This is a genomic window from Nocardioides alkalitolerans (assembly GCA_038184435.1).
In the GTDB taxonomy this organism is placed as follows: domain Bacteria; phylum Actinomycetota; class Actinomycetes; order Propionibacteriales; family Nocardioidaceae; genus Nocardioides; species Nocardioides alkalitolerans_A.
Window position 1 is genome coordinate 47,394 of record CP116227.1, and the last position, 14,150, is coordinate 61,543.

The following is a 14,150-nucleotide window of genomic DNA, read 5'->3' on the forward strand; positions in this document are numbered from 1 at the left end:
ACCTCCATCGAGAAGGATCGTGATCGCCATGTCCGCACGCCCGCAGACGCGCACCCGCCGCGTGCTCGGAGCCCTCGCCCTCGGCGTCCTGCCCCTCGTCGCCGCCACCGCCTGCGGTGGTGCCGGCGGCAGCGAGGCCGTCGTCGACGGCTCCAGCGACGAGCAGCTCGCCGAGGCCGCCGAGATCAACGAGGCCGCCCAGCAGCGGCCCACCGAGATCCAGGACCTCCTCACCCCGATCGACGCGCCCATCCCGCGCGACAAGACGATCGTCAGCATCCTCTGCGGCCTCACCGCCTGCGAGGAGCTCAACAACATCTTCGCCGAGGCGGCCGAGGTGCTCGGCTGGGAGGTCATCACCCTGACCACCACCGGCGCCCCCGAGAGCGTCAAGGAGGCGTGGGCCCAGGCCGTGCGCATCGCCCCCGACGCCGTCATCGCCTCGGGCCACGACACGCACCTGTACGCCGCGGAGCTGGCCCAGCTCACCGAGGCCGGGATCCCCGTCGTGCAGAACTCGCTGAGCGAGGAGGCGACGCCGGAGAACGGGCTGCTGGCCTCCTACAACAACGCGGCCACGACCCGCGCCGGCGGCCTGGCCGCCGCGTTCATCGTCGACCACTCGCAGGGCACGGCGAACACGCTCTACGTCGACATCCCCGCCTACGCCGTGCTGGCCGCCGTGCGCGAGAACTTCGCGGAGAACTACGAGGAGCTCTGCCCCGGCTGCGAGATGGACACCATGGACATCTCGATCACCCAGGTCGGCAAGGACGTGCCGAACCTGATCGTCTCGAAGCTCCGCGCCAACCCGAACATCAACTACGTCATGTTCCCCTCGGGCGCCGCGAGCGCCGGTGTCGCGGCCGCACTGCGTGCCGCCGGCCTGGCCGACAAGGTCGACATCGTCACCTCCTCGTCGGGCGCCACCAACTTCGCCGCGGTCGCGGCCGGTGACGAGCTCGCCGCCCAGGCACTCGGCTTCTACGAGCTGATGTGGCTCGAGGCCGACACCCTGGCCCGCCACTTCGCCGGCGTCGAGATGCCCGACCTCAACGAGGTGCGGATGATCCGGCAGACCCTCGTGCAGGACAACATCGTAGAGACGGAGGGCCTCTACCCCCTCGTCGAGGACTACGACGACCAGTTCAAGGCGCTCTGGGGCGTCTCGTGAGCGCGCTGACCGGACGCAGCGCGGTCGTCGTCGGCGCGACCCGCACCCCCATCGGGCGCGGCCACGCCGAGAAGGGCGACCTGCGGGACGTGCATCCCGCCGCCCTGCTGGGGCGGGCCTACCGCGGCCTGCTCGACCAGGTCGGTCTCGATCCGGCCCTCGTCGACGACGTCGTCGCGGGCTGCGGGCAGCAGCTGGGCGAGCAGTCGGCCAACGTCGCCCGGAACGGCTGGCTCCACGAGGGCCTGCCGGTCACGACGGCGGCCACCACCGTCGACCGGGCCTGCGGCTCCTCGCAGCAGGCGGTCAACGCCGCGGCCACCGCGGTGGCCGCCGGTGCCGCGGACGTCGTGATCGGCGCGGGCGTCGAGCACATGGGCCGCATCCCCTTCGCGGCCGGCCCCGACGTCCAGCAGCGCTGGGGCTCTCCGGTGACGCCCGAGCTGCTCGCCCACTTCCCGCTGGTCGGACAGGGCGAGGCCGCCGAGTGCATCGCCGACGACCACGGCCTGACGCGGCGCGAGATGGACGAGATCGCGCTGCGCTCCCAGCAGCTCGCGGCGGCCGCGGTCGCCGAGGGGCGCTTCGACCGGGAGATCACCCCGGTCCTGACGCCGGGCGGCCTGGTGCGGCGCGACCAGGGCGTGCGGCCCGACACCGACGTGGCGGCCCTCGCGGGCCTCCGCCCCGCGTTCCGTCCCGACGGGCGGCTCACGGCGGGCAACTCCTCGCAGATCTCCGACGGCGCCGCCGCCGTGCTCGTCACCGAGGAGGGCTGGGCCCGCGACCGCGGCCTGCCCGTGCGGGCCCGCATCCTCGACGCGATCACCGTCGGATGCGACCCGGTGCGGATGCTCGAGGGACCGATCCCCGCGACGCGCCGCGTGCTCGAGCGCAACGGCATGACCATCGACGACATCGACCTGTTCGAGGTCAACGAGGCCTTCGCGGCGATCGTGCTCGCCTGGGAGCGCGAGGTGAAGGCCGACCGCGACAAGGTCAACGTCAACGGCGGCGCGATCGCGCTGGGCCACCCGCTCGGCGCCAGCGGCGCCCGGCTGGTCACCACCCTGCTGCACGAGCTGGAGCGGCGCGACCTGGAGATCGGCCTCGTGACCATGTGCTGCGGCGGCGGCTTCGGCACGGCGACGCTCGTGCAGCGGGTCGGGTGACGCCGCGATGAGGATCGGACTGGCCGTCGGTGCCGGCGGCATGGGCGGCTCCAGCCTCGAGCCGCTGCAGGTGGTGCCCGAGGCGGAACGACTGGGGTACGACGCGGTGTGGATCGGCGAGGCCTACGGAGCCGACGCGGTCAGCGCGCTCGGCTGGCTCGCCGGACGCACCGAGCGGATCCGCCTCGGGTCGAGCATCCTGCAGATGGTGGCCCGCACGCCGGCGATGACGGCGATGACGGCGGCGGGGCTCGACCAGGTCTCCGAGGGGCGGTTCCTGCTCGGGCTGGGCACGTCGGGCCCGCAGGTGGCGGAGGGCTGGCACGGGGTCTCGTTCGACAAGCCACTGGCCCGCTCGCGCGAGTACGTCGCCATCGTGCGCGCCGCCCTCGCCCGGCAGACCGTGCGCCACGAGGGCCAGCACTTCCGGATCCCGCTGCCCGACGGGCCGGGCAAGGCCCTCAAGCTCGCCACCCGCCCGGTGCAGGACCCCGTGCCGATCTACCTGGCGGCCATGGGTCCCCGCAACACCGAGCTCGTCGGCGAGGTCGCCGACGGCTGGCTCCCGATCCTCTACCGGCCCGAGAGCGCGTCGTACTTCCGCGAGCTCCTCGAGAAGGGCGCCGCCCGCAGCGGCCGCGACGCCGCCGAGGTGGCGGTGACGCCGATGGTGAGCGTGCTCGTCACCGACGAGGGCCCCGAGGCGCTCGCCGCGGGGCGGGACGCCATGCGGCCGTTCCTCGCCCTGTACGTCGGCGGGATGGGTTCGCGCGAGCAGAACTTCTACCTCAACCTCGTCGCGGAGTACGGCTTCGAGGCCAACGCCCGCGCCGTGCAGGACCTCTACCTCGAGGGCCGCAAGGCCGAGGCCGAGGCGGCGCTCAGCGACGAGCTCATCGACGCCGTCACCGTCGTCGGGCCGCCGGGTGCGGTCCGCGAGCGGCTCGCGGCGTACGCCGAGGCGGGCGTCCACACGCTCGTCGCCACCAAGCCGCACGGCCTGCCCGACGACCGCCACCGCGAGCAGCTGCGGCTGATCGCCGCGGCGGCGGGCTGAGCCCGCCGTGACCGCCCCGTCCCGACCCGACCGTGAGGACCTCGTGCCCGATCCCACCGACCCGACCACCCCGCTCGCCGGGGTGCGGGTGCTCGACCTCAGCCGGATGCTGCCGGCCGGGGCGCTCACGCAGCTCCTCGCCGACCTCGGCGCCGACGTCGTCAAGGTCGAGCGACCCGGCGCGGGGGAGGAGTCCCGCACCCACGGGCCGCCGGTCGCCGGCACCACCGCGACGCACGCGTTCCTCGACCGGGGCAAGTCGTCGGTCGCGCTCGACCTGAAGGACCCCCGCGGCGTGCGCGCCGTCCGGGCCCTCGCGGCCCGTAGCGACGTCGTCGTCGAGTCGTTCCGGCCCGGGGTGGCCGACCGCCTCGGGGTCGGGTGGGAGGACCTCCGCGCCGTGAACCCCGCGCTCGTCTACTGCTCGGTCAACGGCTACGGCACCGGCGGCCCGCGCGAGCAGGAGCCCGGCCACGACCTCGACTACCTGGCGTACGCCGGCGCGCTCGGCTTCGGCGGCAGCCGCCAGCACGGCCCCGCCGTCGGCGGCATCCAGGCCGCCGACCTGCTCGGCGGTCTCACGGGCGGCATCGGCCTGCTCGCCGCGCTCCTCGCGGTGCGCGCCGGCGCCCCCGGTCGGCACGTCGAGGTCGGCCTCGCCGACGCGGCGCTCTGGGCGCTCGGCCTCCACGTCTCCGGCTGGCTCGCCGGCGGTGGGGCCGAGGGCCCCGAGTCGACGGCGGTGACCGGGGCGACGCCGTCGTACCGGGTGTATGCCTGCGCCGACGGTCGGCACCTCGCCGTCGGTGCGGTCGAGCCGCACTTCTGGGCGGCGTTCGTCGGGGTGCTCGGCCGCCCGGAGCTGCGCGAGCGCCAGCACGACCCCGCGGCCATCGACGAGGTCGCGGCGGTGCTGGCCACGCGGTCGCTCGCCGCCTGGCTCGTCGCCCTCGAGGGCCACGAGACCTGCGTCGCGCCGGTGCAGACGTTCGCCGAGGTGCGCGACGACCCGCAGTTCCGGGCGCGGCAGATGCTCGTGCCCGTGCCGGGCGACCCGCGCACCGAGCAGGTGGGCTCGCCCGTCCGGCTCGACGGCCGCGCGGGCCGTCCGCTCCGACGGGCCGCCCCCGTGGTCGGCCAGGACGCCCCCACCGTGCTCGCCGCCGTGGACGTCGACGACGACGTCCTCGCCGCCGCCCGCGCCTGGTCGACGGGACGGGCGGCGCCGCCGCCCGTCCCCGCGCCCGTTCCCATCCCTGCCCTCCAGGAGGACCCCGCATGACCGTGACCGCCACCCCGCCCGGCACCACCGCCGGACCAGGCAGCAGCGACGCCGGCGCCGAGCAGCTCGACGCCGATGACCGCGCCGCGCTCGCCGACCTGGCGTTCGGCATCGGCCGCCGCTACGCGGACCGCAGGTTCGCCGACCTCGACGCCGCCCAGGCGCACTGGAAGGAGGTCTGCGACGCCGGCCTGCCCGCGATCTCCCTGCCCCCCGAGCACGGCGGCGCAGGCACCATGAGCGACCTCCTGCTCGTCGCGGAGCGGCTCGCCGCCGGGGGCTACCCGGCCGGCAAGCTGACGATCTCCACCGCGATCGGCGGCGCCGTCATCCTGCGCCACGGCAGCCCGGACCAGCGCGAGCGCTGGCTCTCCGCGATCGGGGACGGCTCGCTGCGCTTCTGCTTCGCGCTCACCGAGCCGGGGGCGGGCTCGAACGCCGCCAACATGCGCACCACGGCGACCCGCACGGCCGACGGCGGGTGGCGCATCGACGGGCAGAAGACCTACATCTCCGCGGCCGACGACTCCGACGTCATGATCGTCGTCGCGAAGGACGCGGAGTCGGGCGGGTTCTCGCTGCTCTCCCTGCCGCTGCCGTGCGAGCAGCTGCAGATGACGCCGGTCGACGTGCACGTGGGCGTGCCGGAGCGGCAGTGGACGATCTACTTCGACGGCGTCGAGCTGCCCGCCGAGGCCCTCATCGGCACCGCCGGGGGAGGCGCCCGGGCCCTCTTCGACGGGCTCAACCCCGAGCGCCTCATCGTGGCCGCGCAGGCCGTCGGCATCGGCCGCTGGTGCCTCGAGCGTGCCGCGGCGTACGCCGGGGAGCGGGTCGTCTTCGACGTGCCGATCGGCCAGCACCAGGCCGTGCAGCACCCGCTGGCGGAGGCCCTCATCGACCTCGAGGCCGCGTGGGCGCTCATCGAGCGCGGCGCGGAGGCCTACGAGGCCGGCGGCAACGCCGGGCTCGCCTGCAACATGGCGAAGGTCAAGGCGTGCGACGCCGGGCTGAAGGCGGCCGACGCGGCGCTGCAGACCTTCGGGGGCTCGGGCTTCACGGGCGAGACCCTCATGTTCGAGCGGTTCGGCTACCTCCGCCTCCTGCGCTCGACGCCGGTCTCCCGCGAGATGGCGCTCAACCAGGTCGCCGTCGCGGGGCTCGGGCTGCCCCGGTCCTACTAGGCCGCACGGTGGCCAGTGCGCGACGCCAGCGTCGGTTCGACCGCTCGGAGCTCGTCGTGGACGCGGCGGCGGAGATCTTCCGTCGCAAGGGGTACGACGCGACGAGCCTGCAGGAGATCGCGGACGAGGTGGGGATCCTCAAGGGGTCGATGTACCACTACATCGCCACGAAGGAGGACCTGCTCTTCGCGATCATCCAGCGCAACCACGAGCGGATCATCACGGGCAACCAGGGCTGGCGCGCGCTGGTCGACGACCCCGTCGCGGCACTGCGGTCCTTCGTCTCCGGCCACATCCGGCTGTCGTTGGAGAACCGCACCGACTCGGTCGTCTTCGTGCGCGACTTCCGGGCGCTCAGCCCCGAGCGGGCGGCGTCGATCGTGCAGCGCCAGCACGACTACGACCACGACTTCCGCACGCTCGTGGGCACTGCCGTCACCGCAGGGCTGCTGCGGCCCGGTGTGACGCCCGCCTTCGCCGCGCGCGCCGTGTTCGGCATGGCGAACTGGATCCACCACTGGTTCGACCCGGCGGGCTCGCTGCCCGCGGGCGACGTGGTGCGGGAGCTCTCCGACTACGCGTTGGCCAGCCTGCTGGGCCCCAGCGACACAATCAAACGGTTGGTTGACAACGAGGTCCCCGCCGCCGTTCAATGACGAGGGAACGAGCCGCGCCCCCGGGCGCCGCCGTCCTCGACCGGAAGGAAGACATGACCGCCGACGTCCTCACCCCCGGCCCCGGCACGCAGCCGGGGCGTACCGCCCGCTACGGCCCCGTGGCCGTCGCGATCGCCGACGGCGTCGCGACGGCCACCGTCGACAGCCCGCCCGTCAACGCGATGGGCACCGCCGTACTCGGCGGCCTCGGGGAGGCCGCCGCCGCGCTGGCCGCCGACGACGACGTCCGTGTCGTCGTGCTGACCGGCACGGGGACGAAGGCCTTCATGGCCGGCGCCGACATCGAGGAGTTCACCTCGGTGCTGGCCGCGCCGGGCGGGATGGCCGCCCACGCCGCCTGGGCCGGCGGGGTGCTCGCTGCCTGGGCCGACCTGCCGCAGCCCCTGATCGCCGCCGTTCAGGCGAGCGCCGTCGGCGGCGGGCTCGAGATCGCCCTGGCGGCCGACCTGATCGTGGCCGACCCCGCGGCGCGCTTCGGCCTGCCCGAGGTCAAGCTCGGCCTCATCCCCGGGGGCGGTGGCACCCAGCGGCTTCCCCGCCGCGTCGGTACGGCGCGCGCCCTCCGGATGATGCTGCTCGGCAGCGTGGTCCGGGCCGACGAGGCGCTCGCCACGGGTCTCGTCGACGAGGTCGCCGGACCGGGGGAGGCGCTCGCCGTCGCCCAGGCCCTGGCCGCGCGGATCGCCGCCATGCCCCGGGTCGCCGTGCAGGCGCTCAAGCGCTGCGTCGACCCCGACCTCGGCGCCGCGGTCACCGAGGAGCGCCGCATCTTCCTCGAGGTCGCGGCCGCCGCGGACTTCGCCGAGGGCATCGCCGCCTTCACCGAGAAGCGCGCGCCTGTCTTCACCCACCGCTGACCCCGTCCCGATCACCGACCTGGAGGTCCCCATGCCCGATCCCGCCGACGACGTCCTCCTCCTCGGAGGCGCGCGCACCCCGTTCAGCCGCTTCGGCGGCGCCCTCCGCGAGGTGCCGAGCGTCGACATCGCCGCTGCCACGATGGTGAGCGCGATGAGCGCGGCGGGGGTGGAGCCCGCGGACGTCCAGGAGGTCTACAGCGGTGTCACGATCCCGGCCGAGGAGTCGCTCGAGGGCTCGATCCCGGCCCGGGTGGCGATGCTGCGGGCCGGCATCCCCGAGGACCGGCTCTCGCTGACCATCGACCGGGCGTGCTGCTCGTCGATGACGGCCGTGCACCTCGGCACGCGGGCGATCCGGGCGGGCGAGGCCGACGTCGTGCTCGTCGGCGGTGCCGACAACATGGGTCGGGCCGCGTTCCTCATGAACCCGACCATCCGGTGGGGCATCAAGCGGGGCGGGCCGAAGCTGAAGGACCCGATGGCCGAGCCCGGTGCCGACATCGGCGGGAAGCCCGTCGCCGTCGACGCCGGCGAGGTGGCCGTCGAGCACGGGGTCACCCGCGAGGAGTCCGACGAGTTCGCCGTGCGGAGCCACGAGGCGTACTTCGCCGCGAAGGCGCGGGGGTTCTACGACGGCGAGGTGGTGCCGTTCGAGCACGAGCGCGGCAGCCTGCTCGAGGACGAGGGCCCGCGGGCCGACACGTCGCTCGACCGTCTCGCCCGCCTTCGCACGATCTTCGACGGGCCGATCGTGACGCCGGGCAACGCGCCGGGCCAGGACACGGGCGGCTGCTACGTCGTGCTGGCGCGCCGGAGCTGGGTGGAGGAGCGCGGCCTGACGGCGCTCGCGCGGATCGCCGGGCTCGGCAGCGCCGCCCGCGCGCCGCGGGAGATCCCGGTCGCGCCGGCCGACGCGATCCGGCGGGCGTTGTCGGCGGCGGACTGGGGGCTCGACTCGCTCGAGCGGTTCGAGATCAACGAGGCGTTCGCCTGCGTGCCGCTCGTCAGTGCCCGGGTGCTCGCGGACGGCCGGACCGACCGCGAGAAGTGGTTGCTCGACCGGCTGAACCTCAACGGCGGGGCCGTCGCCCTGGGCCACCCGCCGGGTGCGTCCGGCGCCCGGATCCTGCTGACGCTGGCGCGCTCGCTCGCCGAGCAGGGCGGGGGCCGGGGTGCGGCCTCGATCTGCGGCGGCCTCGGTCAGGGCGACGCGGCGGTCATCGAGTCGCTCGCCTGAGGCGCCGTCCCGGGCCGTCCGGGCCGTCCGACCCCCGTCGACCTCACCGGTTGACGGGGGTCGGTCGTCTGCCTAGTGTGGGCTAGACCACAGTAATCATCATCATGATAGGCAGGCTTGCCTGGCGCTGTGGCTTGTCCCTGTGCTGAACGGAGAGGAACGGCATGAAGACCATCGGTGCGCTGATCTGGGAGCCCGGCACGCGCTCGGGCTGGAGCGTGGAAGAGATCGAGATCGACCCGCCCAAGAGTCGTGAGGTGCTCATCAAGCTCGCCGCCTCCGGCATCTGCCACAGCGACGACCACGTCGACACCGGTGACATCCCGCTCGACTGGGGCCCGATCATCGGCGGCCACGAGGGAGCCGGCGTGATCCAGGAGCTCGGCCCCGACGTCGAGGGCACCGGGTTCGAGCTGGGCGACCACGTGGTGCTGTCGTTCCTGCCCTCGTGTGGTCACTGCCGCATGTGCACCATCGGCAAGTCCAACATGTGCGAGATGGGGGCGGGCGTCCTCGGCGGCTTCGCCCCCGACGGCACCCACCGCGTGCACGCCCGCGGCCAGGGGGTCGGTCCGTTCTCCTACCTGGGCACGTTCTCGCCGTACGTCGTGGTCAACATCGACTCCTGCGTGAAGATCCCCAAGGACATCCCCCTCGACAAGGCCGCGCTCATCGGCTGCGGCGTGCCGACGGGCTGGGGTTCCGCGATGTACGCCGCGGACATCACCTTCGACGACACCGTGGTGATCGTCGGCACGGGCGGCGTCGGCATGAACGCGGTGCAGGGCGCGAAGCACCGCCGGGCGAAGAACATCGTCACGATCGACCCCAACGCCTCCAAGCGGGAGCAGGCCAAGCTGTTCGGCGCCACGGCCAGCTACGCCAGCTACGAGGAGGCGGCGCCGGCCGTCGCGGACCTGACCAACGGCCAGGGCGCGGACGTCGTCATCCTGACGATGGACGTGCTGCAGGGCGAGCTCCTCAACCCGGCCCAGGAGATGACGCGGCGCGGCGGCACGATGGTCGTCACCTCCGCGGCGCCGGTGCTGCAGCGCGACGTGCCGTTCGACCTCTTCACGTTCGCGATGTCGGGCAAGCGCATGCAGGGCAGCCTCTACGGCACGACCATCGCGCGCCGCGACATCCCGCTCATCGCAGACCTCTACAAGCGGGGCGAGTTCAAGCTCGACGAGCTCATCACGAAGACCTACACGCTCGAGCAGATCAACGAGGCCGTGCAGGACATGCGCGACGGCAAGAACATCCGCGGCGTGATCGTCTATGACGACTGACCGCACCGACCGCTCCGCCGACCTGGCGGCGATCGTCCACGCCACGCACACCTACGCGCTGGGCCTCGACACGTTCGACCCCGCGCTCGCGCTGAGCGCCTTCACCTCGGACGCCGTCTGGGACGCGACCCCCGTGGGCCTGGCGCGCTACGAGGGCGAGGCCGAGATCCGCGGCTTCTTCGAGAAGGACGCCGGTCAGGTGCGGGACCAGTTCCACGTCATCACCAACCACCGGGTGGAGTTCACGGGGCCGGACACGGCCAGCGGCACCAACTACGTGTTCTCCGAGGGGCACCTCGAGGGCGGGGCGTCGTTCAAGGCGATCGCGCTCAACGAGGACACCTACGCCCGCGTGGGTGACGGGTGGCGTATCAGCTCGCGGGTCATCTCGCCGCTGACCCCGCCCGAGATGGGGGACTTCGAGGCCTGAGCCGGGGGTCGGGGGCCGGTCGGTTCCCCGGCTGACCGGGGAACACGCCGCTTTGACCATCAACGTTGATGGTCAAAGCGGCGTGTTGTTGTTTCAACCGTGGCCGCGGACCGCCGGACCGACCGGCTCAGCCGAGGCCCACCTCGGCGCCACGCCGCGGGAGCACGTCGCGCGCTACCGCCCGTGGCCGGTCGGCTCAGAACCCCACGCGTGCCCAGGGGGCACGTTCGACCTCGGCGGTGTCGCCCCGCAGCCAGGCGTCGAGGAGCGCCCGGACCTCGTCCGCGGTCGCGACCGTCGTGCCGAGGTGCCGCTCCGGGCCGCCCTCGCGCCGCTCGACGTCGAAGTGGTCGGCGCTGCGGCGGTAGGTCTGCGCGTAGACCTGGTCGTCATCCGTCGTCACCACCAGGTAGTCGTCGACCGCCAGGGCACCCACGAGCCGGGCGACAGCGGCCGGCGTCACGGTGGGCAGCTCGCCGTCCCGGGTCATGATCCGGCCGGGCAGGGCGGCTCTGGGGTCGAAGAGGACCCCGAGCTGAGGGTCGTAGACCCCGAAGCCCGCCGCACGGGCCTCGGCGTGCACGACCTCTCGGGCCTGCTCGACGCCGCGGAACGTGACCGAGACCGCCAGCACGTCCCCCTCTGCCTCGAGCGGCGACACGGAGAGGATGTCCCCGCACCGCTCCTCGATCCGAGCGGCGAGCGCCGCCGCCTCCGGCGTGGCCGGGCGCTCCTCGTGGGCCTCCAGGTGGGCGGTCAACGTGTTGATGTCGGCGCAGTACGTCGCCGGCAGCACGATCTGGTCGTAGCTCACCGTGGGTGGGTGCCCCGCGGAGCCACGGGCAAACCTCGCGACTCCTCGCCCCGCGGGGCGGCCGAGGTCCTCGGGACGCGGCTGCGACAATTCCCGGTGGCACCGACGCGGAAGTGAGGCCAGCACGTGGAGAAGCGTTCATCGGGGAACGGTGGCGAGCCGGCGACGACCGGTCGCCGTCGCTTCGACCGCTCCGAGCTGATCGTGGACGCGGCGGCGGAGATCTTCCGTCGCAAGGGGTACGACGCGACGAGCCTGCAGGAGATCGCGGACGAGGTGGGGATCCTCAAGGGGTCGATGTACCACTACATCGCCACGAAGGAGGACCTTCTCTTCGCGATCATCCAGCGCAACCACGAGCGGATCATCACGGGCAACCAGGGCTGGCGCGCGCTCGACGACGACCCCGTGGCCGCGCTCCGCTCCTTCATCGAGGGCCACCTGCGGGAGAGCCTCGCGCGCCTGACGGACACGATCGTCTTCGTGCGCGACTTCCGCGCCCTGAGCGCCGAGCGGGCGGAGCAGATCGTCGCCCGCCAGCACGACTACGACCAGGACTTCCGTGCGCTCGTCCAGCAGGCCGTGGACCAGGGGCGCCTGCGCCCGGGCGTCACCCCCGAGTTCGCGGCCCGCGCCGTCTTCGGGATGGTCAACTGGGTCCACTACTGGTACGACGCGAGCGGCCGCCTCACGGCCGAGCAGGTGGTCGAGGAGCTCGCGACCTACGCGATGGCCTCCTTGTCGGCGCCGCTCCCGTCCTGATCCCCGCGAATCATCGGCAGCACGGCGGCGGTGTCGTACCAGGACACGACGCGCGTGATGCGCTCGCCGTCGGTGTCGATGACGTCGACGGCGTCGAACGCGACGGCCACCCCGTCGTGCCGCCGTCCCACGAACTCGATCTCGACGGCTGCGGCGGCGCCCTCGACGACGTACCGGACGGGTCGGTCCTCGTGCTCCGCGAACTGCCGCACGACGGCGGTCAGGAGCCGCACGGCCTTCTCGTTGCCCGTCGTCGACAGGGTCATGCCGTGCCGCACCTCGACGTCGGGGTGCAGCACGGCGGCCAGCGCCTCCCAGTCGTGGGTGTTGACGGCGGCGAAGTAGCGCTCGGCGAGGCCGCGCACGCCGGTCGGGGTGCTGGTCGGGAGGGTGCTGGTCATCGTCGCTCCTGGCGGTCGGGGCGCGGCGCGTGCCGCGGGGTGGGGGCAGCCGGACGGATGCTGCCGAGCTGGGTCGCGGTGGCGAGCAGCTCGCCGTCGCGGGCGTGCATCTGGGCCGTCGACAGTCCGCGTCCTCCGCGCATGCCGGGCGACGTCTGGTCGACGACGAGCCAGTCGTCGAGCCGGGCGGGACCGTGGAACCACATGCTGTGGTCGAGCGAGAAGCCGGTGGCCGAGCCCGATCCGAACCACAGGCCGTGGGGCCGCAGGCACGAGTCGAGCAGGCACAGGTCGGAGGCGTAGGCGAGCAGCGCCGCGGCGAGCGCCCGGTCGTCGGGCGCCGGCGCCGCGGTGCGCACCCACGTGGTGCTGCGGGGCTCGCGGTCGAGGGCGAGCCGCGGCGGTGGGGTCGCGTAGCGCAGGTCGAACGGCGACGTGGCCGTCCAGGGGCGGAAGGTGTCGTCGAAGCCGGCCAGCTCGTCCCCCACGTTGGGGAAGGCCGCCGGGTCGCCCGCCTCCGGTGGGGCGGTGGCGTGCGACGGTCCGTCGCTGTCGGTCGCGAACAGCATCTCCGCGCGGAGCAGCAGGCGTTCCGACTGGATGACCTCGACGGTGCGCCAGGCGCTCGAGCGTCCCTCGTGCGCGGTGTGCACGTCGATGTCGGTCGGCGCCCCGCCGTCCCCGGCCTGCACGAAGTAGGCGTGGAGGCTGCGCACCCAGAGGCCTGGCCGCACGGTGGCCGACGCGGCGGCGAGGGCCTGGGCGACGAGCAGTCCGCCGTACGGCGCCCCCCACGTCACCGACGGTGCCTCGGCGCGGTAGGAGGAGCGGCCCTGGGGGACGGGTCGGAGGAGGTCGAGCAGCTCGGCGAACGCCGCGGCACCGCTGCCGGAGGAGGCAGCGGCGCCGACGGCGCGCGCGCGACTACTGAGCGGCGCCGTAGTCACTGAAGCCGCGCCCGGTCTTGTAGCCGTAGTGGCCGGCGTTGACGAGCGCGCGGAGGCCCTGGGTGGGCAGGAAGCGCTCGCCGTAGTGCGCCGCCATCGCCTCGGAGGCCTTGACGTAGGTGTCGAGCCCGCCGAGGTCGACCGTCTGCAGCGGCCCCATCGCGTGGTTGAAGGCGAGCGTGCAGGCGCGGTTGACGTCGTCGGGGGTGGCGATGCCCTCCTCGACGATCCGCATCGACTCGGCGATGAGCGCCATGATGAGGCGCGAGGTGAGGAAGCCCTGCGTGTCCTTCTCGCAGACGATCGTCTCCTTGCCGAACCGCTCGGCCAGCGCCTTGATCGTCGCGACCGTCTCGTCGCTCGTCTCGACGCCGCGGATGATCTCGATGAGGCGCATCACCGGCGGCGGGTTGAACCAGTGGGTGCCCAGCACCCGGTCGGGGCGCTGCGTGGCGCTCGCGATCCGCGAGATCGCGAACTGCGAGGTGTTCGAGGCGAGGATCGCGTGGGCGGGGGCGTGCTCGTCGAGCCGGCGGAAGACGTCGCGCTTGACGTCGACGTCCTCCACGATCGACTCGATGGCGTGGTCCGTGGTGCGGGCCGTGCCCTCCAGGTCGGTGCTCGTGCTGATGCGCTCGCGCGCCTCCTTGGCCTGCACGTCGCTCAGCTCGCCCTTGCGCACGAGGCGCTCGAGGCTGCGCTCGATGCGGCCGATGCCGCGGTCGAGGTCCGCCTGGTCGAGGTCGACCAGGGTCACGTCCAGCCCGGCCACTGCCGCGACCTGGGCGATGCCGTTGCCCATCTGGCCGCCCCCTCCGACGACCATCACCTTCTCGATCTGCGTCACCGCATCCGTCATGG

At 73.6% G+C, this 14,150-nt stretch carries 15 protein-coding genes; 11 read left to right on the forward strand and 4 right to left on the reverse strand.

The genetic code is table 11. The features are described from left to right. The first annotated feature begins 28 nt into the window (after window positions 1-28). From PIR53_00225 to PIR53_00270, 10 genes are all read left to right on the forward strand, one after another. On the forward strand, window positions 29-1,174 hold the full coding sequence (locus tag PIR53_00225) for a substrate-binding domain-containing protein (protein WZH52442.1): 1,146 nt from the start codon (window positions 29-31) through the stop codon (window positions 1,172-1,174). Continuing rightward, window positions 1,171-2,346 carry a thiolase family protein gene (locus tag PIR53_00230; GenBank protein WZH52443.1) on the forward strand — a complete coding sequence of 392 codons (1,176 nt, stop codon included), beginning with the start codon at window positions 1,171-1,173 and terminating at the stop codon, window positions 2,344-2,346. The genes PIR53_00225 and PIR53_00230 overlap by 4 nt, the downstream gene beginning before the upstream one ends. A gap of 7 nt (window positions 2,347-2,353) precedes the next feature. Further along, on the forward strand, window positions 2,354-3,403 hold the full coding sequence (locus PIR53_00235) for an LLM class F420-dependent oxidoreductase (protein ID WZH52444.1): 1,050 nt from the start codon (window positions 2,354-2,356) through the stop codon (window positions 3,401-3,403). A gap of 7 nt (window positions 3,404-3,410) precedes the next feature. Further along, entirely contained in the window at window positions 3,411-4,685 is a 1,275-nt protein-coding gene (locus tag PIR53_00240) for a CaiB/BaiF CoA-transferase family protein (GenBank protein WZH52445.1), read from the forward strand. Then, window positions 4,682-5,869 carry an acyl-CoA/acyl-ACP dehydrogenase gene (locus PIR53_00245; protein ID WZH52446.1) on the forward strand — a complete coding sequence of 396 codons (1,188 nt, stop codon included), beginning with the start codon at window positions 4,682-4,684 and terminating at the stop codon, window positions 5,867-5,869. The genes PIR53_00240 and PIR53_00245 overlap by 4 nt, the downstream gene beginning before the upstream one ends. Window positions 5,870-5,877: 8 nt before the next feature. After that, window positions 5,878-6,525 (forward strand): TetR/AcrR family transcriptional regulator, encoded by a 648-nt coding sequence (locus PIR53_00250; GenBank protein WZH52447.1) that lies wholly within the window; start codon window positions 5,878-5,880, stop codon window positions 6,523-6,525. A gap of 53 nt (window positions 6,526-6,578) precedes the next feature. After that, entirely contained in the window at window positions 6,579-7,403 is an 825-nt protein-coding gene (locus PIR53_00255) for an enoyl-CoA hydratase-related protein (protein WZH52448.1), read from the forward strand. Between the two features lie 31 nt (window positions 7,404-7,434). Next, entirely contained in the window at window positions 7,435-8,643 is a 1,209-nt protein-coding gene (locus tag PIR53_00260) for a thiolase family protein (protein ID WZH52449.1), read from the forward strand. Between the two features lie 164 nt (window positions 8,644-8,807). Then, the gene (locus tag PIR53_00265; GenBank protein WZH52450.1) at window positions 8,808-9,935 is read left to right on the forward strand and encodes an NDMA-dependent alcohol dehydrogenase; all 1,128 of its coding nucleotides are present in this window, start codon (window positions 8,808-8,810) and stop codon (window positions 9,933-9,935) included. Beyond that, a complete protein-coding gene (locus PIR53_00270; GenBank protein WZH52451.1) occupies window positions 9,925-10,365 on the forward strand; it encodes a nuclear transport factor 2 family protein in 441 nt (146 codons plus the stop codon). The genes PIR53_00265 and PIR53_00270 overlap by 11 nt, the downstream gene beginning before the upstream one ends. A 196-nt stretch (window positions 10,366-10,561) precedes the next feature. Here PIR53_00270 and PIR53_00275 read toward each other — a convergent pair whose 3' ends face one another. Beyond that, entirely contained in the window at window positions 10,562-11,179 is a 618-nt protein-coding gene (locus PIR53_00275) for a hypothetical protein (protein ID WZH52452.1), read from the reverse strand. Between the two features lie 126 nt (window positions 11,180-11,305). On the opposite strand from PIR53_00275, the gene PIR53_00280 reads away from it, so the two are divergent. Further along, window positions 11,306-11,941 carry a TetR/AcrR family transcriptional regulator gene (locus tag PIR53_00280; GenBank protein ID WZH52453.1) on the forward strand — a complete coding sequence of 212 codons (636 nt, stop codon included), beginning with the start codon at window positions 11,306-11,308 and terminating at the stop codon, window positions 11,939-11,941. On the opposite strand, the gene PIR53_00285 is transcribed toward PIR53_00280, so the two are convergent. The 3 genes from PIR53_00285 to PIR53_00295 are packed head-to-tail and all read right to left on the reverse strand — an operon-like array spanning window position 11,902 to window position 14,148. Next, the gene (locus tag PIR53_00285) at window positions 11,902-12,342 is read right to left on the reverse strand and encodes a nuclear transport factor 2 family protein (protein ID WZH52454.1); all 441 of its coding nucleotides are present in this window, start codon (window positions 12,340-12,342) and stop codon (window positions 11,902-11,904) included. The genes PIR53_00280 and PIR53_00285 overlap by 40 nt on opposite strands. Next, window positions 12,339-13,289: a thioesterase family protein gene (locus PIR53_00290; GenBank protein ID WZH52455.1), complete on the reverse strand. Its 951-nt coding sequence runs from the start codon at window positions 13,287-13,289 to the stop codon at window positions 12,339-12,341. The genes PIR53_00285 and PIR53_00290 overlap by 4 nt, the downstream gene beginning before the upstream one ends. Continuing rightward, entirely contained in the window at window positions 13,267-14,148 is an 882-nt protein-coding gene (locus tag PIR53_00295) for a 3-hydroxyacyl-CoA dehydrogenase family protein (protein WZH52456.1), read from the reverse strand. Before PIR53_00295 ends, PIR53_00290 begins: the two co-directional genes overlap by 23 nt. Between the last annotated feature and the right edge of the window lie 2 nt (window positions 14,149-14,150).